Here is a 24236-nt window from a genome sequence, read left to right as displayed (position 1 = left end):
CGCCGCCTCCGGCGGTACGAGGATGTCCTGCGGGACGAGCATCAGCACACCGGTGCCACCGCGGGCCGAGGGGCGGTACGAGACCCGCAGGCCGTACCGCCGGGCCAGCCGGCCCACCACGGCGAGCCCCAGCCGGGTGCCGGTCAGGCCGCCGAGGCCGGCCGACTCGCCGGAGACCGCGCGTTCGGCGCGGCGCAGCTGCGCCTCGCCCATGACGAGGCCGCTGTCCTCGACGGAGACGATGGCCCCGGCCGGCACCTCCTCCACGTAGACGTGGACCTCGGCGGTCGGCGGCGAGAAGTTGGCGGCGTTGTCCAGGAGTTCGGCGAGGGCGTGCATGACGCCCTCGGCGGCGTGCCCGGCGACGGCGGTGTCGCTGGTGGAGTGGACGCGGATCCGCTGGTAGCCGCTGATGCGGCCCATGGCGCCGCGCAGGATCGACTCCATGCCGATGGGCCGGGCCCAGCGGCGGCCGGAGCGGGCGCCGGTCAGGACGGCGACGGAGTCGGCGAGGCGGCCCGCCTGGGCGGTGCGGTGGTCGAGGTGCAGCAGGTCGGCGAGCACCTCCTCGTCCTGGTGCTTCTCCTCCATGGCACGCAGGTCCGCGAGCATGCCGGTGGCCAACGCCTGCATCCGGCCTGCCGTGTTGGCGGTGGCGGACACGGCGGCGGCCCGGGCGCTGTTGGCGTCGCGCAGCTTCTTCGCGAGCCGGGTGTTCTCCTCGCGGAGCCGGCCGGCCTCCTCCTCGGCGCGGGTCCGCAGCTCGGCCAGCCGGGTCCGTTCCTCGTCGTGGTCGCGGGTCAACCGGGCGGTGTGGGCGGCGTGTTCCTCGGTGATGAGGCGCAGCTTCTCCGCGTGCTCACCGGTGAGCCGTTCGAGCTCGGCGGTGTGGGCCTCGGTGAGGTGCGCCTTGTCCTCGGCGTGCTGGAGGGCCGACTGGGCGGTCTGGGCGGTGTGCTGTTCGGCGAGGCGTTCGCGTTCGGCGGTCAGGGCCTCGGCGAGGTGGGCGCGCTCCTGGTCGAGTTCGGCCGTCAACCGGGCGCGCTCGCGGTTGAGTTCGCCGGTGAGCCGTTCGTGCTGGCGGCGGGCGTCCTCGGCGATCCGGGCGCGCTCCTGGAGCAGCCGGCCGACGTCCTGGGTGACGGCCTCCAGGCGTCCGCGGGCCGCGCGTGCCGTCAGGACGGCGTGGGTGGCCACCGTCACGGCCGCGCACAGCAGCAGCGCGGCGACGATCGCGGTCCATCCGACGGCGCCCCGGGCCGGCTCCGGTCCCAGCATGACGGCCGCGACGGTCCCCACGGCGCCGAGCGCCAGCGTGAGCAGGGGGACGGGCAGCAGAGCACGCAGGGTGGGGCGGTCGCCGGGGAGCAGGTGGGAGGTCATCAATCGGGTCCTCGGTCGGGTCCTCGGGCTGGTCCGCTGGTGCGTGTGCCGGGGCCACCGTGTCTGCCGTGACCCGTGTGGCCACCGCTGTCGTTTTGGGGTCGCGTTTCGTACGAGAGCGGTGGGGCGCACGCAACTCGCGGTCACTATATGGGAGTTCGTGATCGCTTTGGGAAGTATCCCTTCCAGTTCTCGGGATGTGACCGGACTCCCACGCGATCCGGGCCGGGGCCGGGCGGCTCCGGGCACGTCCGGTGCCCGCGTCGGCCGCGCCCCGCCGCACCGGAGGCCCTCCCGGGTCGGGGTCAGGGTCCCGGTTCCGGTCCGGGTCCGGTCCGGGTTCGGCCCGGTTCCGGTCCGGGTTCGGCCCGGTCCCGGTCCAGGTCCGGCCCGGCCTCGGGTCCCGGTTCCCGTCCGGGTTCGGGGTTCGGGGTTCGGGGGCCGGGGGCCGGGGGTCGTGGGCCGCGGCGCCCGGCCGGGGCATGCTGAGAGCATGACGGGCACGACGGACGGGATCGGCGGAACGGACGGCACGAGCGGAACGGGCGCGGCCGGCGGGGCGGGCGCGGCGCCCCGGCGGGCGTCGGCGCCCCGGAAGGACCGGGAGCAGAGGGGCCGGGAGACCGGCCGGGAGGCCCGGGAGGAGCTGCGGGCCGCGCTGCGGTCGGCGGTGGCCGGCGAGGTGGACTTCGGCACGACCGCGCGGGCGCTGACGACCATGGACGCCTCCAACTACCGCCGGGTGCCGCTGGGTGTGGTCGCGCCCCGGGACACCGACGACGTGGCGGCTGCCCTGCGGGTCTGCCGGGAGCACGGCGTCCCGGTGGTGGCGCGCGGCGGCGGCACGTCGATCGCGGGGCAGGCGACCGGTACCGGCGTGGTCCTGGACTTCACCCGGCACATGAACCGGCTGCTCGCCCTCGACCTGCGCGCCCGCACGGCCGTCGTCCAGCCCGGGCTCGTCCTGGACCGGCTCCAGGAGGCCACCGCCCCGCACGGCCTGCGTTTCGGCCCGGACCCGTCCACCCACGGCCGCTGCACGCTCGGCGGCATGATCGGCAACAACTCCTGCGGCTCCCACTCGGTGGCCTGGGGCACCACCGCCGACAACGTCCGCGAGCTGTCGGTCGTCACCGCGCGCGGGGACCGGCTGGACCCGGGCCGGGACTGGGCGGGCGCCCCGGCGGGCCTGCGGGAGCTGGTCCAGGCCGAACTGGCCCGGCTGCGCACCGGTTTCCCCGATCTGCCCCGCCGTATCTCCGGTTACGCCCTGGACGCCCTGCTGCCCGAGAACGGCGCCCACGTCGCCCGCTCGTTCTGCGGTTCCGAGGGCACGCTGGGCATCCTCACGGAGGCGGTGGTGGACCTCGTCCCGTCGCCCCGCGCCCGCGCCCTCGCCGTCCTCGGGTACGCCGACGAGAGCGCTGCCGCCGAGGCCGCGGCGGGACTGCTGCCGTGCGGTCCGCTGACCGTGGAGGGCATGGCGGCGGACCTGGTGCCGTCGGCCGTGGACCTGCCGCGCGGCGGAGCCTGGCTGTTCGTGGAGACCGGCGGGGACACCGGCGCGGAGGCCAGCGCGCGGGCCGAGTCGGTGGTCCGCGCGGCCGACGCCGTCGACGCGGTCGTCGTCACCGACCCGGCCCGGCAGCGCACCCTGTGGCGGATCCGCGAGGACGCCAGCGGCACCGCGACCCGGATGCCGGACGGCACGGAGGCGTGGCCCGGCTGGGAGGACTGCGCGGTGCCGCCCGCCCGCCTCGGCGCCTACCTGCGGGACTTCCGGGGGCTGCTCACCGCCCACGGCCTGCGCGGCGCCCCCTACGGGCACTTCGGGGACGGCTGCATCCACGTCCGTATCGACTTCGACCTGCTGACCGGGCCCGGGGTCGCCCGCTTCCGCCGCTTCTCCGAGGAGCTGGCCGACCTGGTCGTCGCGCACGGCGGCTCGCTGTCGGGGGAGCACGGGGACGGGCAGGCGCGGGCCGAGCTGCTGCCGCGGATGTACGGCGCGGAGACGGTCGCCCTCTTCGAGCGGGTCAAGGGCCTCTGGGACCCCGACGGGCTCCTCAACCCGGGCATGCTGGTGCGCCCCGCGCCCCTGGACGCGGACCTGCGGTTCGCCGTCCTGCCGCGCGAGCCGGTGGACGTGGCCTTCGGCTATCCCGCCGACGGCGGCGACTTCTCCGCGGCGGTCCGCCGCTGCGTGGGGGTCGCCAAGTGCCGTACGACGACGGCTTCCGGGCCGGCGGTGATGTGCCCGTCCTTCCGGGCGACCGGCGAGGAGGAGCACTCCACGCGCGGCCGCGCCCGGCTGCTGCACGAGATGCTCGCCGGTGAGCTGGTGACCGACGGGTGGCGGTCGACGGAGGTGCGGGACGCCCTCGACCTGTGCCTGTCCTGCAAGGGCTGCCGCTCGGACTGCCCGGTGGGCGTCGACATGGCCACCTACAAGGCGGAGTTCCTCCACCACCACTACGCCGGCCGGCGCCGCCCTGCCGCCCACTACGCCCTGGGCCGGCTGCCGGAGTGGCTCGGCTGGGTGGCGCGGACGAGGTCGGCGGCCCTGGTCAACGCCCTCGCCTCGGTGGGCCCGCTCGCGCGGCCGGCGAAACGGCTCGGCGGGATCGCCGGGGAGCGGGACATCCCCCGGGTCGCGGACCGGACGTTCACCCGCTGGTGGCGCGAGCGGCGGACGCCCGAACCGGCCGGGACGACGGTGGTCCTGTGGCCGGACACGTTCACGGAGCACCTGTCGCCGTCGGTGGGCCGCGCCGCCGTGCGGGTGCTGGAGGCGGCGGGCCTGCGCGTGATCCTGCCCCCGACCCTGCGCCCGGGCCGCCGCCCGGTGGGGGACGCCCGCTCACGCTCCGCCCTGTCCCTGCTGGCGGCCCGCCGCGGGCGGGTCTGCTGCGGCCTGACCTACATCTCCACCGGCCAGCTCGACCGCGCCCGCGCGGTGCTGCGCCGCACCCTGGACCTGCTGGAACCGGTCCTCGCCACCGACGCCCCGCTGGCCGTCCTGGAGCCGAGCTGCGCGGCGGCCCTGCGGACGGACGCCCCCGAACTCCTCCACGACGACCCGCGGGCCGCCCGGCTCGCCGCCCGGGTCCGCACCTTCGCGGAGACGCTGGCGGAGTACGCCCCGGGCTGGGCCCCGCCGGCCCTGAAGCGCCCGGTCACCGGCCAGACCCACTGCCACCAGCACGCCGTCCTCGGCGACGCCCCCGACCGCCGCCTGCGGGACGCGGCCGGCCTCACCGGCGAACTGTCCGGCGGCTGCTGCGGTCTGGCCGGCAACTTCGGCTTCGAGAAGGGCCACTACGAGGTCTCCACGGCCTGCGCGGAGGAACAGCTGCTCCCCGCCGTCCGGGACGCCCCCGACGACGCGGTGGTCCTGGCCGACGGCTACTCCTGCCGCACCCAGCTCGCCCAGCTCGCGGGCGTCCGGGGCCGCCACCTGGCGGAGGTGCTGGCGGAGGCACTGGGCGACGAGGTGTGAGCACTCTCCGTCCCGGTGTCGGAAGGGCGCTCAGGTGAGCCGTCTCAACCGTCGCCCCCGGCTCTCCGCCACCCGCAGCGCGTCCGCGAGGGCCACGGTCAGGCACTCGGCGAGGTGCCGCAGTTCGCCGGGCAGCGCGTCGGGGATCAGCTCGCGTGCGTGGGCGAGGACGTCGGCCCCCATGCCGAGCTGGACCGACTCCGTGGTGTCCGCGAGCCGGGTGACCGGCCCGTCGGCGTCGTCCGTGATCAGGTAGCACGGCTTGTCGCCCACTCCGGACCAGGGGAGCAGTCGGGGTTCACGCCCGGGGAGGGGATCGGTCATGGCGGCGGCTCCGGTTCCATGCGCTGCGGTCTACCGCAGTGTACTGCGGTCGCGCGGTCTACCGCAGAGTTCTAGCGTCCACCGCATGAGCATCGAACTCGACCGCACCCGTCCGGTATGGCGGCAGGTCGCCGAGGTCGTCGTGGCGCGCATCGCGGACGGGACCTACCCCGTGGGTGCTCGGGTGCCCTCCGTGGTCGAGCTGTCGGCCGAGTTCGGCATCGCGGCGTCGACCGCGCAGAAGGTGCTCGCACATCTCAAGGCGGAAGGGCTGATCCGTGCCGAGGTCGGCCTCGGGTCCTTCGTCGCCGAGCGGCCGGAGCCGGGAGGCGGCTCCGCGTCCACCGCCTGACCGTCCCGTACGCCTACGGCGTCGTCTCGCCCCGGACCAGGGGGTGGCACACCGGCTGGACCTCCTCCGGGAGGTCGTCGGGGCGGCACCAGCGGGCCTCCAGGATCTCGAACGGGTCGAGGCGCAGCTCGCCGCCGATCAGGCGGGCCTCGTAGGCCACCTCCAGGCGGGTGCGCAGGCCGCTGTTCAGCATGACGAGGCGGCCCGCCTCGACGTCGAGGCCGGTCTCCTCCTTGACCTCGCGGACGACGGTCCGGCGGAAGTCCTCGCCCTTGCGGGCGAAGCCGCTCGGCAGCCCCCACTGGCGGCCCGGCGGCCACATCCGGTGCCGGAGCAGCAGCACCCGCCCCTCGTCGTCGCGCACCACGCCGGTCACGCCCACGACGAACTTGGCGTGCAGGAGCCACATGATGCGGCTCTGGAAGGGGCGCAGGAGTCGCCAGACACGGGTGAGAAGTCGTCGCACGGGACCTCGGGGGGTGCGGTGGGGGAGCGGACGGGGGATCGCCGCTGGGAACCGTACCCGCCCGGCCGGGCCGGTATGGCCACGGGCCGGGGCGTGCCGTGCGGTCCGTATGGCGGACGGAGTTGACCGGGTCGGCCGCCGAGCCTCATCGTCAGGTACGTACTGGCTCCACGGTCCTGTCCGCAGGACATTACCCTGGACTGGTCGATGCATTCGGATGCACGATGCCCCCAGGAGTTCCGCTCCCCGCACCACGTCCCCAGGAAGGTCTCGTGACCACGCCCAGCCCCGCCACCCCGTCCACTCCGGTCGCCGTCCCCGTGCCGGGCGCCGGCCCGTCCGCCCCGGCGGGCGCGCCGCGCGGGCGGGGTTCGCTGGGGCCGGTGGGTCTGGTCCTCGCCGGGGGGATCTCCGTGCAGTTCGGCGGCGCCCTCGCGGTGACGCTGATGCCGCGCGCCGGAGCGCTCGGCGTGGTGTCGCTGCGGCTGCTGGTGGCCGCGGTCGTCCTGCTCGTGGTGTGCCGGCCGCGGCTGCGCGGGCACTCCCGCGCCGACTGGACCACGGTGATCGTCTTCGGCATCGCCATGGCGGCGATGAACGGCCTCTTCTACCAGTCCGTGGCCCGCATCCCGCTGGGTACGGCGGTCACCCTGGAGGTCCTCGGCCCGCTGGCCCTGTCCGTGCTGGCGTCCCGGCGCGCGATCAACTTCCTCTGGGCCGGCCTCGCCCTCGCGGGGGTCTTCCTGCTGGGCGGCGGGGGCTTCGACCACCTCGATCCGCTGGGCGTGGCGTTCGCGCTGGCGGCGGGCGTGATGTGGGCCGCGTACATCGTCTTCAGCGCCCGTACGGGCCGCCGCTTCCCGCAGGCGGACGGGCTCGCCCTCGCCATGGGCGTGGCGGCGCTGCTGTTCCTGCCGCTGGGCATCGCCGAGTCCGGGGCCAAGCTGCTCGAGCCGACGACGTTCGCGCTGGGCGCGGCGGTCGCCGTGCTGTCCTCGGTGCTGCCGTACACGCTGGAACTCCTCGCCCTGCGCAGGCTGCCCGCCTCCACGTTCGCCATCCTGATGAGCCTGGAACCCGCGATCGCGGCCATGGCGGGCTTCCTCGTCCTCAGCCAGGCCCTCAGCGTGACCGAGGCCGCCGCCATCGCACTGGTCATCGCGGCGAGCATGGGCGCGGTGCGTACGCAGGTGGGGCCGCGGCGCCGGAGCAGGGCCCGCGTGGACGTCACCAAGGACTGACAGCCGCCCGCCCACGTCGGATCGCGGAAGATTCCGATTCCCGGTCGGGTTCACCGGGAGTCGGCCCTGAGGGACCTGAGGGAGGTACCTCGCTCACCCCGAGTCCGCGATCCGTATTCCGCTTGGTGCGGGGGCCGTAGTACCTCCGGCGGGAGGCAAGCGGAAAAGGGTCGCCGTATTGCCCCGTTTCCTCTCCTCCGCATCCTCGGAACGCTCTCCGCGCGCGTCACCTTTCCGGTTCACTGCCGCAGCAGCGAAACCGTTTGCCAGACCAGCGCGGCGTGCACGAGGAGGCACGTGCCCATGCGCCGCGCCGTTGCGATCCGTGGCGGAAGACGGTCGTCCACCGGCTGCGAGGAGCAGGACGGCCAGGGTGATGAGGAACCACCCCAGGACCGGCCAGGGTGCTGCGGAAGGATCCGCGAACATCCTGATCACCGTCAGCGGTATCAGCACCAGCAGCGGCAGGGCCCACGTGGCTTCGGAGGCCGCGCGAGGAGACTGGGTTTCGGTCATGCGGAAAACTCCCCCGTGCGGGGTTCGCTGTGGCGGGGGACGGATACGGCGGAGCCCGGCGTCTCGAGAGCGGTCACGGAACGCGCGTGCACGCTACCCGCGCATCGACTACCTCACCATTGAGGTTTCCGGCCATGAGGCGGGAATTCCCGTGCGATGACCGGGAGAATCCGTGACAGTGATGGCATGAAGCGCTTTCTCCGCCCGCCGAATTTCAGCGCGAACACGACCTTCTCGACGTTCGCCCGTCGCTTCGGTGAGGGAGGCGTCGCCCGTCGGAGCAGCCGATCCGGTGAGCGAGGCTAGAAACCGGTGCGATCCGCTGATCGGCGTGGAGTTTTGTCTGCAGCCCGAGAACGGCAAATCAGTCTCTCCGTACGTGTGCATACGTCAATAGCGGTGCTGTGACTGACGCAAGGCGCGACCTCCAGCCGCCCAAGGCCACCCCGTCTGCGGCCAAAAAGTCGCGCTAACCAGACGATCCGTAATGCAGTTTCTATTCCGTAACCATACAAACCGGACGGATGCCTGTGATGAACCGTGATCATTTGCTATGCTCCGCCGCCTCCTTTTTGATCTTCCCCCTGAAAGGAAATCGCATGAACTTTGGTCGTCGCATCCTAGTTCTCTTGGCCCGCTCTAACAAGCCTCATAGGTGCCAACGTAATTCTATCAGCCCCCGCTCATGCCGCCACCTCCTGCTCCGGTGCCGTTACGTACAGAAAAGCCGTCTCGTACCCCGGAGACGGTGTGGTTGGTGAATTGGTGATCTATTACAATAGCACCAATGGGGGTACCAACAGTGCTTGCTTCTACCACCGAGGCGTCTCCTCTGGTGTTTCTGCTGAGACTTACGTGTACATCATGCGATGCTCACAGAAGTCAGGAGAGGGCCAGAGATGCAAAATCGCCGCCCCTGGCGGTAGTGACTGGGGGAAATTCGCCCACTATGCTGGTCCCGTTGGTGTGACTGGCACAGCGAAATATTGCGTGGCGGCGATTGGTTGGATCGTATGGCGTGGCGTCGAAATTGGTGACCAGGCCGCCACCACGCAGGGCTGCTGAATGTTTGGCTCATGGCGGGAATTGGGACAGGTGGCATACGTATCTAGTCGCGTGACAATACTGGCGGACAACGGCGGACGGGGAGTGCGCTTCGGAGATTGTTAGCCTCGATCTTTCGTGATGGGCCGCCGACGTAGTCGGGGGCCCATTTCGTTGTCCGTGGCTGAGGCCGGGCAGGTTGAGGGCCCGGTTGTCGTTCCGGGTGGACGCCGGGTTCCACTACTCCGGACTGGCACGTTCTCTTGTAGGGACAGGTGAGTCCGCTGGCTAGCCGGGATTTGGCAGGGGTGCGAGCCGTTCAAGAGCGTCTGTGATCTCGAGGGGCCATGGTCAATGGCGGGCGAGGCGGAGGATGCGGCGCCGGCCGGTGGTGACGAGCTGGCCGGCCAGCGGAGAGCGGGCGGAACCGCAGGCGGCGCGGTTCCCAGAGCTTTGCCTGGCCGGTCAGGGCGAGCACCGGCATCCAGGCCAGCAGGTCGAGAGCGGTCTGGACGATCTCCAGCCAGACCTTGTTCTGGGCGGTGTCGTGCAGGGGAAGGTTGCGCAAGCCGGTCGAACGCGCGGCCCGGATGCGGTCCTCCGCGCGGGCGCGCAGCCGGTGGCGGAGTTCGAGTCCGGCGATTGGCCGGCCGGTGGTGTTGGTGGCGAAGCAGGTGATCCGCATGCTGTCCGCGTCCGTGATCCTCAACTGGGCTCCGGGATCGGGCCGTTCCTTGCGTCCAATCAACCGCATACCCTGAGGCCAGCCGTCGAGCAGGTCGCCGGTGAGTTCGGCGACCCAGGCCCCGTCTCGGACCTGGTGAGCGTGCTGTACCGGATCGTGCACTCCGCCCCCGACCTGCCCGAACTGCCCGACCGGCTGCGCGCGCTGCTCGCCCGGTGCCTGGTCGAGACCCCGGAGGAGAGACCCACCCCTCGGCTGCTCCAGGACCGGCTGCGAACTGGACAGCGACACCGTGGTGTTCACCCAGGTGTTCGGCGATCCGGGCGACGGCACCTACGACACGTGCGACCTGCTGACCGCGGGGCAGAAGCCCGGCGACCACCCGCTGGCCGCCTCGGCGACGGGCTCCGAGATCTGCATCCGGGACGGCGACGGCAACGTGGGACTCCTCGTCGTCCAGGTGAAGTCGACCACCCTGCCGGAAGCAGGCTTCGTCACGGTGAACATGACGGTCTGGCGGAACGGCTGACGGGCCGCTGATCCCCTGCCCGGAGCGCACACCCGGGGCGCACATCGGGGGCACACGCCGGGCGCACACACCGGGAGTGCTGCGCGCCGAGGCGGCGAAAAAAAGCATGCAAGCATGCTTGCTTGTTTCCCACCCCCCTGCCATGCTCACCGCGTCCGCACCGCCTGCCGTGACCCGCGGACCACGCACCGCATCACCGCCGTGTCCGCACCGCCGTGCCCGTGCCCCGAGGGGAGCGCCCCGTGTCCGATCCGACGCCGGTGATCGACGATCTGCGGGACGAGAGCGAGGAGCTCGACCGGCTCGTGGCCGGTCTCGAGCCCGGGCAGTGGGACCTCGCGACGCCCGCCGTCGGCTGGACCGTCGCCCACCAGATCGCGCACCTGGCCTGGACGGACCACTCCGCGCTGGTCGCCGTCACCGACGCGGACGGGTTCCGGAAGCTGGTCGAGGCGGCCCTCGCCGCGCCGCACACCTTCGTGGACGAGGGCGCGGAGGAGGGCGTGCGGCTGCCGCGGGCGGAGCTGCTGCGGCGGTGGCGGGAGGGGCGCCGGGCGCTGGACGAGGCCCTGCGCGCCGTGCCGTCCGGGGTGCGTGTCCCCTGGTACGGGCCGCCGATGTCGGCGGCGTCCATGGCCACCGCCCGCCTCATGGAGACCTGGGCGCACGGCCTGGACGTGGCGGACGCGCTGGGCGTGGAGCGTGCTCCCACCGCGCGGCTGCGGCACATCGCCCGACTCGGCGTCCGCACCCGGGACTTCGCGTACGCGGTGCACGGGCTGACCCCGCCCGCCGAGCCGTTCCGGGTCGAACTCACCGCGCCCGGCGGGGAGCTGTGGACCTACGGCCCCGAGGACGCGGCGCAGCGGGTCACCGGACCCGGGCTGGACTTCTGCCTGTTGGTCACCCAGCGCGCCCACCGCGCCGACCTCGCCCTGACCGCCGTGGGTCCGGACGCCGACCGCTGGCTGGACATCGCGCAGGCGTTCGCCGGGCCGCCCGGCGGCGGGCGGGCGCCGAAGGGGGACGCCTCGTGACGGCCGCCCCCTTGCGCATCGGGAACTTCTCCGGGTTCTACGGGGACCGCGCCGAGGCCCTGCGCGAGATGCTGACCGGCGGGGAGCTGGACGTCCTCACCGGCGACTACCTCGCCGAGCTGACCATGCTCATCCTGGCCCGCGACCGGATGAAGGACCCCGCCGCCGGGTACGCGCGCACGTTCCTGCGGCAGCTGGAGGACACCCTCGGCCTCGCCCACGAGCGGGGCGTCCGGATCGTCACCAACGCGGGCGGGCTCAACCCGGCCGGGCTCGCCGACGCCGTGCGGGCCCTGGCCGGCCGGCTCGGCATCCCCGTACGGGTCGCCCACGTGGAGGGCGACGACCTCACCTCCCGGCACCCCGGCAGCCTCGCCGCGCACGCCTACCTCGGCGGTTCCGGCATCGCCGCCTGCCTGCGCGAGGGCGCCGATCTCGTCGTCACCGGGCGGGTCACCGACGCGGCCCTGGTCACCGGGCCGGCCGCCGCGCACTTCGGCTGGGCGCCGACGGACCACGACCGGCTCGCGGGGGCGGTGGCCGCCGGGCACGTGCTGGAGTGCGGGACGCAGGCGACCGGCGGCAACTACGCCTTCTTCGACGGGGCGAGGACCGTCCGGCCCGGCTTCCCCGTCGCCGAGCTGCACGAGGACGGCAGCAGCGTCATCACCAAGCACCCCGGCACCGGCGGCCTCGTCGACGTGGGCACGGTGACCGCGCAGCTGCTGTACGAGACGGGCGGCGCCCGGTACGCGGGCCCCGACACCACCACCCGGCTGGACACCGTGCGGCTCACCGCCGAGGGCCCGGACCGGGTGCGGATCGACGGTGTGCGCGGTGAGGCCCCGCCGCCCCGCCTCAAGGTCGGCGTCAACCGGCTCGGCGGCTTCCGCAACGAGGTCGTGTTCGTGCTCACCGGGCTCGACATCGAGGCCAAGGCGGACCTGGTGCGCGCCCAGATGACCGAGGCGCTCGCCAAGTCGCCGCCCGCCGAGGTGCGGTGGGAGCTGGTCCGCACCGACCGGCCCGACGCGCCCACGCAGGAGACGGCCAGTGCCCTGCTGCGGCTCGTCGTCCGCGACCCGCGTCAGGAGGCGGTCGGCAGGGCGCTCAGCGGGGCCGCGATCGAGCTGGCGCTGGCCAGTTACCCCGGTTTCCACGTGCTCGCACCCCCGGGGAAGGGCTCCCCGTACGGGGTGTTCGAGGGGGTGTACGTCCCGCAGGAGGACGTGGCCCAGGTGGCCGTGCTCCACGACGGGCGCCGCGTGCCGGTCGGCCCGCCGGGGGAGTACGCCGAGTTGCGGGACGTGCCGGAGCCCGCGCTGCCCGAGCCGCTGCCGCCCGGCCCGGTGACCCGGGCGCCGCTCGGGCGGGTCGCCGGGGCCCGCAGCGGCGACAAGGGCGGCGACGCCAACGTCGGGGTGTGGGTGCGCTCCGACGACGCCTGGCGGTGGCTCGCGCACGAGCTGACCGTCGAGCGGTTCCGGGAACTGATCCCCGAGGCCGCCGGCCTGACCGTCACCCGGCACGTGCTGCCCCGCCTGCGCGCCCTGAACTTCGTCGTCGCCGGGATCCTCGGCGAGGGCGTCGCCGCGCAGGCCCGTTTCGACCCGCAGGCCAAGGCGCTCGGCGAATGGCTGCGCTCCCGTCATGTCGACATCCCGGAGGTGCTGCTGTGACGGTCCTCGGCTCGGCCCTGGACACCGGGGACCCGGAGTACCGGGCGAACCGCGAGGCCATGCTCGCCAAGCTGGCCGACCTCGACACCGAACACGCCAAGGCCCTCGCTGGCGGCGGCGAGAAGTACGTCGAGCGGCACCGCGGGCGCGGCAAACTCCTCGCCCGCGAACGCGTCGAGCTGCTCCTCGACCCCGACACGCCGTTCCTGGAGCTGTCCCCGCTGGCGGCCTGGGGTAGCGACTACACCGTCGGCGCGTCCCTGGTCACCGGGATCGGGGTCGTCGAGGGCGTGGAGTGCCTGATCACCGCCAACGACCCGACCGTGCGCGGCGGCGCGAGCAACCCGTGGTCGCTGAAGAAGGCCCTGCGCGCCAACGACATCGCGCTCGCCAACCGGCTGCCCGTGATCAGCCTGGTGGAGTCCGGCGGGGCCGACCTGCCGTCGCAGAAGGAGATCTTCATCCCGGGCGGCGCGATCTTCCGCGACCTGACCCGGCTGTCCGCGGCCGGCATCCCGACCGTCGCCGTCGTCTTCGGCAACTCCACCGCCGGGGGCGCCTACGTGCCCGGCATGTCCGACCACGTGATCATGGTCGAGGAGCGGGCGAAGGTGTTCCTCGGCGGGCCGCCGCTGGTGAAGATGGCCACCGGCGAGGAGAGCGACGACGAGTCCCTGGGCGGCGCCGGTATGCACGCGCGCGTGTCGGGCCTCGCCGACCACTTCGCCGTCGACGAACCCGACGCGCTGCGCCAGGCCCGCCGTGTCGTGGCCCGCCTCAACCACCGCAAGGCGTACCCCGATCCGGGGCCGGCCGAGCCGCCCAAGCACGACCCGGAGGAGCTGCTGGGCATCGTCCCCGGCGACCTCAAGATCCCCTTCGACCCGCGCGAGGTCATCGCGCGGATCGTCGACTCCTCCGACTTCGACGAGTTCAAGCCGCTGTACGGCACCAGCCTCACCACCGGCTGGGCCGCCCTGCACGGCTACCCGGTCGGCATCCTCGCCAACGCGCAGGGCGTGCTGTTCAGCGAGGAGTCGCAGAAGGCCGCCCAGTTCATCCAGCTGGCCAACCAGCGCGACATCCCGCTGCTGTTCCTGCACAACACCACCGGCTACATGGTCGGCAAGGAGTACGAGCAGGGCGGCATCATCAAGCACGGCGCGATGATGATCAACGCGGTCTCCAACTCCCGCGTCCCGCACCTGTCCGTGCTGATGGGCGCCTCCTACGGCGCCGGGCACTACGGCATGTGCGGGCGGGCGTACGACCCGCGCTTCCTGTTCGCCTGGCCGAGCGCCAAGTCCGCCGTCATGGGGCCGCAGCAGCTCGCCGGGGTGCTGTCCATCGTCGCCCGGCAGTCGGCGGCGGCGAAGGGACGGCCCTACGACGACGAGGCGGACGCGGCGCTGCGCGCCATGGTGGAGCAGCAGATCGAGTCCGAGTCCCTGCCGATGTTCCTGTCCGGGCGGCTGTACGACGACGGCGTCATCGACCCGCGCGACACCCGCACCGTCCTCGGCCTGTGCCTGTCCGCGATCCACACCGCCCCCTACGAGGGCGTACGCGGCGGCTTCGGCGTCTTCCGGATGTGAGGCCCATGATCACCACCCTTCTTGTGGCGAACCGCGGCGAGATCGCCTGCCGCGTGATGCGCACCTGCCGCGCGATGGGCATCCGGACCGTCGCCGTCCACTCGGACGCGGACGCCGACGCCCTCCACACCCGCGAGGCCGACGCCGCCGTACGCCTGCCGGGGACGACGCCCGCCGACACCTACCTGCGCGGCGACCTCGTCGTGAAGGCCGCCCTCGCGGCCGGCGCCGACGCCGTGCACCCCGGCTACGGCTTCCTCTCCGAGAACCCCGGCTTCGCACGCGCCGTCCGGGACGCGGGCCTGACGTGGATCGGGCCGCCGCCGGAGGCCATCGAGGCGATGGCGTCCAAGACCCGGGCCAAGGAACTGATGGGCGTCGAGCCGCTGAAGGAGGTCACCGAGGCCGACCTGCCGGTGCTGGTCAAGGCGGCGGCCGGCGGCGGCGGACGCGGCATGCGCGTCGTGCGGCGCCTGGCGGACCTGGACGCCGAACTGGCCGCCGCCCGCGCGGAGGCGGCGAGCGCCTTCGGCGACGGCGAGGTGTTCACCGAGCCGTACGTGGAGGGCGGGCGGCACGTCGAGGTGCAGGTCCTCGCCGACACCCACGGCACGGTGTGGGCGCTCGGCACCCGTGACTGCTCCCTCCAGCGCCGCCACCAGAAGGTGATCGAGGAGGCCCCCGCGCCCGGCCTGCCCCCGCGGCTCACCGAGGAGTTGCACGTCCTCGCCGTGCGCGCCGCGCGGGCCGTCTCCTACGTGGGCGCCGGCACGGTCGAGTTCCTGGTCGCCGACGGCCGGGCGCACTTCCTGGAGATGAACACCCGGCTCCAGGTGGAACACCCGGTGACGGAGGCCGTGTTCGGCATCGACCTGGTCGCCGAGCAGATCCGGATCGCCGAGGGCCGGCCCCTCGACGGCGAGCCGCCCCGCCCGCACGGGCACGCCGTCGAGGCCCGCCTCTACGCCGAGGACCCCGCCCGGCAGTGGGCCCCGCAGACCGGCCGCCTGCACCGCCTCGCCGTCCCCGGCGGGGTGCGCCTGGACACCGGGTACACCGACGGCGACGGCGTCGGCGTGCACTACGACCCCCTGCTCGCCAAGGCCGTCGCCCACGCCCCCACCCGCGCCGAGGCCGTCCGCGTCCTCGCGTCGGCCCTGGAACGGGCGGTGATCCACGGCCCCGTCACCAACCGGGACCTCCTCGTGCGCTCCCTGCGGCACGAGGAGTTCGTCCGGGGCCGCATGGACACCGGCTTCTACGACCGTCACCTGGACGCGCTGACCGGGCCGGCCACCGACCCGTACGCGCCGCTGGCCGCCGCCCTCGCCGACGCGCACGGCCGTTCCCGTTTCGGCGGCTGGCGCAACCTGCCCGCACAGCCCCAGGTCAAGCGGTACGCCATGGCGGGCGAGGAGCACGAGGTCCGCTACCGGCACACCCGGGACGGCCTGGTCGCCGACGGGGTGCGGGTGGTGCGCGCCGAGCCGGACCTCGTGGTCCTGGAGACCGACGGCGTCCGGCGCCGCTACACCGTCGGCCGCTACGGCGACCGGGTGTACGTCGACCACATCGCCCTGACCGCCCTGCCCCGCTTCCCCGACCCCGCCGCGCAGCTCGCCCCCGGCTCCCTGCTCGCCCCCATGCCGGGCACCGTCGCGCGGATCGCCGACGGCGTCGCCGAGGGGGCCGCCGTCGAGGCCGGACAGCCCCTGCTGTGGCTGGAGGCCATGAAGATGCAGCACAGGATCACCGCCCCGGCCGGCGGAGTCGTCACCGCCCTGCACGCGGTGACCGGCCGGCAGGTGGAGCCCGGCACGCTGCTGGCCGTGGTGCAGCCGGCCGGCACCCCTTCCTCCGAGGAGTCCGCATGAGCGTGATCGAGTCCGAAGAGCACCAGGCCCTGCGCGCCGCCGTCGCCGCCCTGGGCGCCAAGTACGGCCGCGACTATCTCACCAACGCCGTCGCCTCCGGCCGCCACCCGGCGGAACTGTGGTCCGAGGCCGCGAAGTTGGGCTACCTCGGCGTCAACCTGCCCGAGGAGTACGGCGGCGGGGGCGGCGGCATCGCGGAACTGTCCATCGTGCTGGAGGAGTTGGGGGCCGCGGGCTGCCCGCTGCTGATGATGGTCGTGTCGCCCGCGATCTGCGGCACCGTCATCGCCCGCTTCGGCACCGAGGAGCAGAAGCGCGCCTGGCTGCCCGCGCTCGCCGACGGCACCCGCACCATGGCGTTCGGCATCACCGAACCCGACGCCGGCTCCAACTCCCACCGCATCACCACCACCGCCCGCCGCGACCCGGACACCGGGGACTGGCTGCTCACCGGCCGCAAGGTGTTCGTCTCCGGCGTGGACACCGCCGACGCCACGCTCATCGTCGGCCGCACCGAAGACGCGCGCACCGGCAGCCTCAAGCCCTGCCTGTTCATCGTCCCGCGCGACGCCGAGGGCTTTCAGCGCCGCGCCATCGACATGGAACTCAACGCCTCCGAGAAGCAGTTCGAACTCGTCCTGGACGACGTGCGGCTGCCCCGCGGGGCGCTGGTCGGTGACGAGGACGCGGGCCTGCTCCAGCTCTTCGCCGGCCTCAACCCCGAGCGCATCATGGGCGCCGCGTTCGCCATCGGCATGGGCCGCTACGCCCTCGCCCGCGCCGTCGAGTACGCCCGCGAACGCACCGTGTGGAAGGTCCCCATCGGCGCCCACCAGGCCATCGCCCACCCCCTCGCCCAGGCCCACATCGACCTGGAGCTGGCCCGGCTGATGATGCAGAAGGCCGCCCACCTGTGCGACGCCGGGGACGACGTGGGCGCCGGGGAGGCCGCCAACATGGCCAAGTACGCGGCGGGCGAGGCGTGTGTGAAGGCCGTCGACCAGGCCGTGCACACCCTCGGCGGCAACGGCCTCACCCGCGAGTACGGGCTCGCCTCGCTGATAACGGCGGCGCGCGTGTCTCGTATCGCCCCGGTGAGCAGGGAGATGATTCTCAACTACGTCTCCCACCAGACCCTGGGTCTGCCCAAGTCGTACTGAGACCCGCCGGACCGCGTCCGGCGCGGGAGGAGGAACCATGTTCCGCAGCACGTACGCAGACGTCGCGCCGGTCGAACTGCCCATCCACGACGCGGTGCTCGCGCGGGCCGCCGAGTTCGGCAGCGCCCCGGCGCTCATCGACGGCACGGACGGCACCACCCTCACCTACGAGCAGGTGGACCGGTTCCACCGGCGGGTGGCCGCCGGCCTCGCCGAGGCCGGGGTGCGCAAGGGCGACGTGCTCGCCCTGCACAGCCCCAACACCATCGCGTTCCCCACCGCCTTCTACGCCGCCACCCGCGCGGGCGCCGCCGTCACCACCGTCCACCCGCTCGCCACCGCCGAGGAGTTCGCCAAGCAGCTCACCGACTCGGCGGCCCGCTGGATCGTCACCGTCTCCCCGCTGCTGGCGACCGCCCGCCGGGCCGCGGAGATCGCCGGCGGCGTCGAGGAGATCTTCGTCTGCGACAGCGCGCCCGGACACCGGTCCCTCATCGACATGCTGGCCTCCACCGCCCCCGAACCGCAGGTCGCCGTCGACCCGGCCGAGGACGTGGCCGCGCTGCCCTACTCCTCGGGCACCACCGGCGTGCCCAAGGGCGTGATGCTCACCCACCGGCAGATCGCCACCAATCTCGCCCAGCTCGAACCGGCCATCACCGCCGGCCCCGGCGACCGGATCCTCGCCGTGCTGCCGTTCTTCCACATCTACGGCCTGACCGCCCTGATGAACGCCCCGCTGCGGCAGGGCGCCACCGTCGTCGTGCTGCCCCGCTTCGACCTGGAACAGTTCCTCGCCGCGATCCAGAACCACCGCATCACCGCCCTGTACGTGGCCCCGCCCATCGTCCTCGCGCTCGCCAAGCACCCGATGGTCGCCGAGTACGACCTGTCCTCCCTGCAGTACGTCATCAGCGCCGCCGCCCCGTTGGACGCGGGCCTCGCCGCCGCCTGCTCGAAGCGGCTCGGCCTGCCGCCCGTCGGGCAGGCGTACGGCATGACGGAGCTGTCACCGGGCACCCACGTCGTCCCCCTGGACGCCATGCACGAGGCGCCGCCCGGCACCGTCGGCAGGCTGATCGCGGGGACGGAGATGCGCATCGTGTCCCTGGACGACCCCGGAAAGGACCTCGGGCCCGGCGAGTCCGGCGAGATCCTCATCCGGGGCCCCCAGGTGATGAAGGGCTACCTCGGCCGGCCCGACGCCACCGCCGCCATGATCGACGAGGACAGCTGGCTGCACACCGGGGACGTGGGACACGTCGACGAGGCCGGCTGGCTGTTCGTCGTCGACCGGGTCAAGGAGCTGATCAAGTACAAGGGCTTCCAGGTGGCCCCCGCCGAACTGGAGGCGCTGCTGCTGACCCACCCCGGTATCGCCGACGCCGCCGTGACCGGCGTCTACAACGAGGACGGCAACGAGGTCCCGCACGCCCACGTGGTGCGCCAGCCGTCCGCCCCCGGCCTGTCCGAGGGGGAGGTCATGATGTACGTCGCCGAGCGCGTCGCCCCCTACAAGCGGGTCCGGCAGGTCACCTTCCTCGACGCCGTCCCCCGGGCCGCCTCCGGCAAGATCCTGCGCCGCGAACTCCGGGCGGCGCGCAAGGAGCCCTCGTGACCCTGATCGCCCGCACCCGTGACCGGGGCGTCGAGACCCTCACGCTCGACGCCCCGGAGCGCCGCAACGCCCTGTCCGCGGCCCTCGTCGGCGAGCTCGCCGGCGCGCTGGCCGCGGCCGGGCGGGACCCCGGCGTCCGCGCCGTCGTCCTCACCCACACCGGCACCACCTTCAGCGCCGGGGCCGACCTGCGCGACCCGCCCGCCCCGGACGCGCTGGTGGGCCTGCTGCGGCAGCTCGTCGAGCTGCCCCGGCCCGTCGTCGCCCGGGTCACCGGGCACGTCCGCGCCGGCGGGCTCGGCCTGCTCGCCGCCTGCGACATCACCGCCGCCTCCCACGACGCCACGTTCGCCTTCACCGAGGTCCGCATCGGCGTCGCCCCGGCCGTCATCTCCCTGCCGCTGCTGCCCCGCACCGACCCGCGCGCCCTGGCCCGCTACTACCTCACCGGGGAGCGCTTCGACGCCGCCGAGGCCGCCCGCATCGGCCTGCTCACCGCGTCCGGCGCCGACGTCGACGAGGTCCTCGCCCCGGTCCTCGACGGGCTGCGCCGGTCCTCCCCCGAGGCCCTGGCCGCGACGAAGCGGCTGCTCACGGCTAGGGTGCTGGAAAACTTCGACCGGGACGCGGCGGACCTGACCGCGCTCTCGGCCGGGCTGTTCGCCTCCGACCACGCGCGCGAGGGAATGACGGCCTTCCTCGAACGACGGGATCCGACATGGGTGGTGTGAGCACGGCGGACCGTGCCGAACGAGTCCCCAAACAGGACCGCAGCCGGGCCACCCGGCAGCGCCTGCTGGAGGCCGCGGTGGCCTGCCTCGCCGAACACGGCTGGGCGGGCTCGACGGTCTCCGTGGTGGCCGAACGGGCCGGGGTGTCGCGGGGCGCCGCCCAGCACCACTTCCCGACCCGCGAGGACCTGTTCACCGCGGCCGTCGAGTACGTCGCCGAGGAACGCTCCACCGCCCTGCGCGCCCTCTTCCCCGACGGCGCCGGGCCCGGGGAGCGGCGCGCGGTGGTGGCCGGCCTGGTGGACCTGTTCACGGGGCCGCTGTTCCGGGCCGCCCTGCACCTGTGGGTCGCCGCCTCCAACGAGGAGCAGCTGCGCGCGCGGGTGACCGAACTGGAGTCCCGCGTGGGCCGTGAGACGCACCGCATCGCCGTGGACCTCCTCGGCGCCGACGAGAGCCGCCCCGGTGTCCGCGAGAGCGTGCAGGGCCTGCTCGACATGGCGCGCGGCCTGGGCCTGGCCAACCTCCTCACCGACGACACCGCCCGCCGCGAACGCGTGGTCGCGCAGTGGGCGGCACTGCTGGACGAGGCGCTGGGCTGACGCGTGGGGGCGCCCCCTGCCGGGGGAGCCCAGGAGGTGCCCGCGCTCGGACACGCGGGCGCTCACGGCGCGAGCCGCTCCACCCGCCAGCCGCCGCCGTCCTGTGCCACGTACCGCAGCCGGTCGTGCAGGCGGTTCTCCCGGCCCTGCCAGAACTCCACGGCCAGCGGTGTCACCCGGAAACCGCCCCAGTGCGGCGGCACGGGCACCTGCTCGCCCTCCGGGTAGCGGGCCGCGAGCTCGGCGTAGGCGGCGTCCAGGTCCGCGCGGGAGGCGATCACCGAGGACTGGCCGCTGGCCCAGGCGCCGAGCTGGGAGCCGTGCGGGCGGGTGCGGAAGTAGCGGGCCGTCTCGTCGCGGCCGGTGCGCCGGGCGACGCCGGTGACGATGACCTGGCGTGCCATCGGGTGCCACGGGAACAGCAGGGAGACGTGCGGGTTCGCGGTGAGCTCGCGGCCCTTGCGGGATTCGTAGTTGGTGTAGAAGACGAACCCGTCGTCGTCGAAGTGCTTCAGCAGCACCGTGCGCGCGCTGGGCCGTCCCTCGGGATCCGCGGTGGAGACGATCATCGCGTTCGGCTCGAACAGCCCGCCGTCCGTCGCGGCCTGCTTGAACCAGCGCGCGAACTGCTCGACGGGGGAGGCGGCCAGGCCGGCCTCACTGAGCCCGTCCGCCCGGTACTGCTTGCGCATCGCGGCGAGGTCGAAGGGCACGGCGTCTGGGTCGGTCACGTCGTCATCCTGCCGCATGCGCGGAGCCGGGCAACAGACGTGACCCCGGTCACGGAGCGCGCCCCAGGTGGCACTGAGTGCCGCGAAGGCTCCCCAAAACTGGCACTCAGGGATATCGTGCTGGCACCGACCCGGTTGGCGGGCCGCCTGCCGGGCATCACAGGGGTGACGTCCCGGACCGCGAGCCCTCCTCCCGCGAGGACCGTGGATCCACCGGACGCCCCCCCGAGCCGCCGAGAGCCGACCCCCGGTCGTCCAGCCCCCACCCACCCCACCTTCCCCACCAGGACTTCCAGCCCCGTCAGTCCCAGCGACCCTTCTCCCCCCACCACACACACGCAGCACGCCCATCCGTCACCCACATCACGAGGAGCCGCCTGATGTCCGACTTCGTACCCGGGCTCGAAGGAGTCGTCGCGTTCGAAACGGAGATCGCCGAACCGGACAAGGAGGGCGGCGCTCTCCGGTACCGGGGCGTCGACATCGAGGATCTGGTGGGCAAGGTCTCCTTCGGCAACGTCTGGGGCCTGCTCGTCGACGGCGCCTTCAATCCCGGCCTGCCGCCCGCCGAGCCGTTCCCCATCCCCGTGCACTCCGGTGACATACGGGTCGACGTGCAGTCCGCGCTCGCCATGCTGGCACCCGTGTGGGGCCTGAAACCGCTCCTCGACATCGATGCCGCGCAGGCCCGCGACGACCTCGCCCGCGCCGCCGTCATGGCGCTGTCGTACGTGGCGCAGTCCGCGCGCGGACAGGGCCGGCCGATGGTGCCGCAGCGCGAGATCGACAAGGCCGACTCCATCGTCGAACGCTTCATGATCCGCTGGCGGGGCGAGCCCGACCCGCGGCACGTGGCGGCGGTGGACGCCTACTGGACGTCCGCGGCCGAGCACGGCATGAACGCGTCCACGTTCACCGCCCGGGTCATCGCCTCCACCGGCGCGGACGTGGCGGCGGCCCTCTCCGGCGCCGTCGGCGCCATGTCGGGCCCGCTGCACGGCGGCGCCCCCTCCCGGGTGCTGCACATGATCGAGGAGATCGAGCGCACCGGGGACGCCGAGGCGTACGTCCGCAGCACCCTCGACAAGGGCGAGCGCCTGATGGGCTTCGGCCACCGCGTGTACCGCGCGGAGGACCCCCGCGCCCGCGTGCTGCGCCGCACCGCCCGCGAGCTGGGCGCCCCGCGCTACGAGGTCGCCGAGGCCCTGGAGAAGGCGGCCCTGGCGGAGCTGCACGCCCGCCGCCCCGACCGGGTGCTGGCCACCAACGTCGAGTTCTGGGCGGCCATCGTCCTGGACTTCGCCGAGGTCCCGGCCCACATGTTCACGTCGATGTTCACCTGCGCCCGCACCGCGGGCTGGTCGGCGCACATCCTGGAGCAGAAGCGCACCGGCCGCCTCGTCCGCCCCTCCGCCCGCTACGTGGGCCCCAGCTCCCGGGACCCGCGCGAGATCGAGGGCTACGGCGACATCGCGCGCTGACCCCGGCGCGCGAGGGGCGGGGGCAGCGCGGAACGCAGACGACCCGCGAGTCGGGTTCCTCCAAGGAGGAGCCGGCCGGACGTACCGGCGACTCGCGGGTCGGGTGACTGCTCGGGACTGGGCCGGCTGCGCGCGTGGATCACGCGCTGGTCCGGCACCGCACTGAGTGGGTGACGGGCCGCTAGCCCGCAGTCACCTCACGCGTCCGGTATGCATACATCTGCCGAACCACCTCCCTTCTCGTGTACGGGAACCCTAAAAAGCCCCCCGTGCCGGAGGCAAGCGGTTTTTTCCGCGGCCCGCGGAACCGGGGCGACGGGACCGGGGCGACGGCGCCGTCGCGGGCCGTCCGGCGGGGGCGGGACAATGAAGGTGGCGCAGTGCAACGATTCCCTCAATCTTGCGGGAACCCGATGTGCGCTGAGTCACGTTCAAGTTGAATAGTTGCAGTTGAGCGAACCGAACGTGCCGTACGTGCGGACGCAGCCGGCAGGGGGTCCAGGTGAGTGCTTCCCGGCGTAGTGGGACCACCGACGAGCTCGGGCCCGACGAGCCCGGGCGGGAGGGTCGGGACGGTGCGGACGGGGCCGATCTGCTCGCCGCACTGCTCGACGGCATGGACGCGGCGCTGTGCGCCTTCGACGCGGACGGTGTGGTGACGCACTGGAACCGCGAGGCGGAACGCATCCTCGGGTGGACCGCGGCCGAGGCGGTCGGGCGGCAGGGATTCGCCGGCTGGGCGGTGCGCCCCGCCGACGCCGAGGAGGTCGAGGCGCGGCTGCTGTCCGCCATGGACGCCCCGGGGCGCCAGGTGCACGAGTTCGCGCTGCTGACCAAGGACGGCGGCCGGGTGCTGGTGCGCACCCAGTCCGCCGCCGTGCGCGGGCCCGAGGGGAAGCCGGCCGGGGTGTACTGCGCGTTCAGCGAGGTGCACGCCCAGATCGACCTGGAACGCTCCATCGCGCTCAGCGAGGCCCTGCTGGAGGAGGCGAGCTGGGGCGTCGTCCTGGTCGACGCCGACCTGCGGCCGGCCGTGGTCAACGCCCACGCGGCGAAGGCCCTGGGCGCCGGGCGCACCTCCGTCCTCGGCAGGCCGCTCGGAGAACTGCTGACGCAGGGCGTGGAGGAGCTGGAGAGCGCCCTGACCCACGTGCTGGCGGAGGGTGCCCCGCCCGCGCCCGCCGAGGTCTGGGTGAGCGTGCGCACCCCGGAGGGGGAGCGGCGGCGGTGCTGGCGCAGCGGGTTCGTCCGGCTGTCCTCGCCGCTCGCGGAGGAGCCGGTGCCGCTCGGGGTGGGCTGGCTGTTCCAGGACGTCACCGAGTCCCGGCAGAGCGAGCAGGAGGCGTCCCTGCTGCGGTTCCGTTCGCAGCAGCTGCACCGGGCCGCTCGGGCGGCCGCGGAGTGCGAGGACCCGGCGGAGGCGGTGACCGTCCACCTGGACTTCGCGCTCGCCGGCTTCGCCGACCACGCGCTCATCGACCGGATCGCCGAGGGTCCCGTCCCCGGCGTGGACCCGGCCGCTCCGGTCCGGCTGGTGCGGATCGCCGCCACCCCGTCCGGGGCGCCCGGCCCGAGCAGGCTGGCCGGGCGGGCGGGCCTGCCGGTGCGCTACGGGGAGAAGCACCCGGCGCTGCAGTGCGTGCAGCGGGCCGGGTCGGTACGGGCCGCCGCGGGCGCGGCCGACGAGGC

At 73.7% G+C, this 24236-nt stretch carries 18 protein-coding genes and 1 pseudogene; 14 read left to right on the top strand and 5 right to left on the bottom strand.

All coding sequences use genetic code 11. The annotated features are described in order from the left end of the window. Positions 1-1383: ATP-binding protein (locus G3I53_RS25610; RefSeq protein ID WP_164438813.1), on the bottom strand; the 1383-nt coding region annotated here is incomplete at its 3' end. 493 nt (positions 1384-1876) lie between these two features. On the opposite strand from G3I53_RS25610, the gene G3I53_RS25605 reads away from it, so the two are divergent. Next, positions 1877-4882, top strand: coding sequence for an FAD-binding and (Fe-S)-binding domain-containing protein (locus G3I53_RS25605; RefSeq protein ID WP_164438812.1), 3006 nt, complete (start codon positions 1877-1879; stop codon positions 4880-4882). Positions 4883-4912: 30 nt separating this feature from the next. Here G3I53_RS25605 and G3I53_RS25600 read toward each other — a convergent pair whose 3' ends face one another. Beyond that, on the bottom strand, positions 4913-5206 hold the full coding sequence (locus tag G3I53_RS25600) for a hypothetical protein (protein ID WP_164337088.1): 294 nt from the start codon (positions 5204-5206) through the stop codon (positions 4913-4915). Positions 5207-5291: 85 nt separating this feature from the next. Between G3I53_RS25600 and G3I53_RS25595 the strand changes: the two genes are divergently transcribed. Continuing rightward, complete coding sequence (locus G3I53_RS25595) at positions 5292-5558, top strand: GntR family transcriptional regulator (RefSeq protein ID WP_164337090.1); 267 nt, start codon at positions 5292-5294, stop codon at positions 5556-5558. 13 nt (positions 5559-5571) lie between these two features. Here the strand turns inward: G3I53_RS25595 and G3I53_RS25590 are convergent, their stop codons facing one another. Further along, on the bottom strand, positions 5572-6024 hold the full coding sequence (locus tag G3I53_RS25590; protein WP_164337092.1) for an NUDIX domain-containing protein: 453 nt from the start codon (positions 6022-6024) through the stop codon (positions 5572-5574). Positions 6025-6296: 272 nt separating this feature from the next. Here G3I53_RS25590 and G3I53_RS25585 point away from each other — a divergent pair, with 272 nt between their 5' ends. Beyond that, positions 6297-7265, top strand: coding sequence for an EamA family transporter (locus G3I53_RS25585; RefSeq protein WP_164438811.1), 969 nt, complete (start codon positions 6297-6299; stop codon positions 7263-7265). Positions 7266-9113: 1848 nt separating this feature from the next. Here the strand turns inward: G3I53_RS25585 and G3I53_RS25580 are convergent. Further along, positions 9114-9645, bottom strand: a pseudogene (locus tag G3I53_RS25580) (transposase); the annotation flags it as partial. 157 nt (positions 9646-9802) lie between these two features. Here G3I53_RS25580 and G3I53_RS25575 point away from each other — a divergent pair. The 9 genes from G3I53_RS25575 (at position 9803) to G3I53_RS25535 (ending at position 20335) form a co-directional block, all read left to right on the top strand. After that, positions 9803-10039: a hypothetical protein gene (locus tag G3I53_RS25575; protein ID WP_164339028.1), complete on the top strand. Its 237-nt coding sequence runs from the start codon at positions 9803-9805 to the stop codon at positions 10037-10039. Between the two features lie 242 nt (positions 10040-10281). After that, positions 10282-11076 carry a TIGR03084 family metal-binding protein gene (locus tag G3I53_RS25570; RefSeq protein ID WP_164438810.1) on the top strand — a complete coding sequence of 265 codons (795 nt, stop codon included), beginning with the start codon at positions 10282-10284 and terminating at the stop codon, positions 11074-11076. Next, positions 11073-12755 (top strand): acyclic terpene utilization AtuA family protein, encoded by a 1683-nt coding sequence (locus G3I53_RS25565; protein WP_164438809.1) that lies wholly within the window; start codon positions 11073-11075, stop codon positions 12753-12755. Before G3I53_RS25570 ends, G3I53_RS25565 begins: the two co-directional genes overlap by 4 nt. Further along, positions 12752-14350 carry a carboxyl transferase domain-containing protein gene (locus tag G3I53_RS25560; RefSeq protein WP_164338940.1) on the top strand — a complete coding sequence of 533 codons (1599 nt, stop codon included), beginning with the start codon at positions 12752-12754 and terminating at the stop codon, positions 14348-14350. Before G3I53_RS25565 ends, G3I53_RS25560 begins: the two co-directional genes overlap by 4 nt. A 5-nt stretch (positions 14351-14355) precedes the next feature. Then, positions 14356-16224, top strand: a complete 1869-nt coding sequence (locus tag G3I53_RS25555) for a biotin carboxylase N-terminal domain-containing protein (RefSeq protein WP_164338939.1) — start codon at positions 14356-14358, stop codon at positions 16222-16224. Next, entirely contained in the window at positions 16221-17384 is a 1164-nt protein-coding gene (locus G3I53_RS25550; protein ID WP_164338938.1) for an acyl-CoA dehydrogenase, read from the top strand. Before G3I53_RS25555 ends, G3I53_RS25550 begins: the two co-directional genes overlap by 4 nt. A 37-nt stretch (positions 17385-17421) precedes the next feature. After that, the gene (locus G3I53_RS25545; protein WP_164338937.1) at positions 17422-19002 is read left to right on the top strand and encodes a 4-coumarate--CoA ligase family protein; all 1581 of its coding nucleotides are present in this window, start codon (positions 17422-17424) and stop codon (positions 19000-19002) included. Continuing rightward, the gene (locus G3I53_RS25540) at positions 18999-19733 is read left to right on the top strand and encodes an enoyl-CoA hydratase family protein (RefSeq protein WP_164438808.1); all 735 of its coding nucleotides are present in this window, start codon (positions 18999-19001) and stop codon (positions 19731-19733) included. The genes G3I53_RS25545 and G3I53_RS25540 overlap by 4 nt, the downstream gene beginning before the upstream one ends. Then, entirely contained in the window at positions 19721-20335 is a 615-nt protein-coding gene (locus tag G3I53_RS25535; RefSeq protein ID WP_164335721.1) for a TetR/AcrR family transcriptional regulator, read from the top strand. Before G3I53_RS25540 ends, G3I53_RS25535 begins: the two co-directional genes overlap by 13 nt. 62 nt (positions 20336-20397) lie before the next feature. Here the strand turns inward: G3I53_RS25535 and pdxH are convergent, their stop codons facing one another. Beyond that, complete coding sequence (pdxH, locus tag G3I53_RS25530) at positions 20398-21084, bottom strand: pyridoxamine 5'-phosphate oxidase (RefSeq protein ID WP_203592117.1); 687 nt, start codon at positions 21082-21084, stop codon at positions 20398-20400. A gap of 362 nt (positions 21085-21446) precedes the next feature. On the opposite strand from pdxH, the gene G3I53_RS25525 reads away from it, so the two are divergent. Both G3I53_RS25525 and G3I53_RS25520 read left to right on the top strand, forming a co-directional pair. Continuing rightward, entirely contained in the window at positions 21447-22547 is a 1101-nt protein-coding gene (locus tag G3I53_RS25525) for a citrate synthase 2 (RefSeq protein WP_164335717.1), read from the top strand. Positions 22548-23049: 502 nt separating this feature from the next. Further along, the coding region (locus G3I53_RS25520; RefSeq protein ID WP_164438807.1) for a PAS domain-containing protein at positions 23050-24236 on the top strand (1187 nt) is incomplete at its 3' end.

It is taken from the genome of Streptomyces sp. SID14436 (assembly GCF_010548465.1).
Taxonomy (GTDB): Bacteria; Actinomycetota; Actinomycetes; order Streptomycetales; family Streptomycetaceae; genus Streptomyces.
The sequence above is the reverse complement of the archived record's forward strand: the minus strand, read 5'-3'. Positions and strand labels throughout refer to the sequence as shown.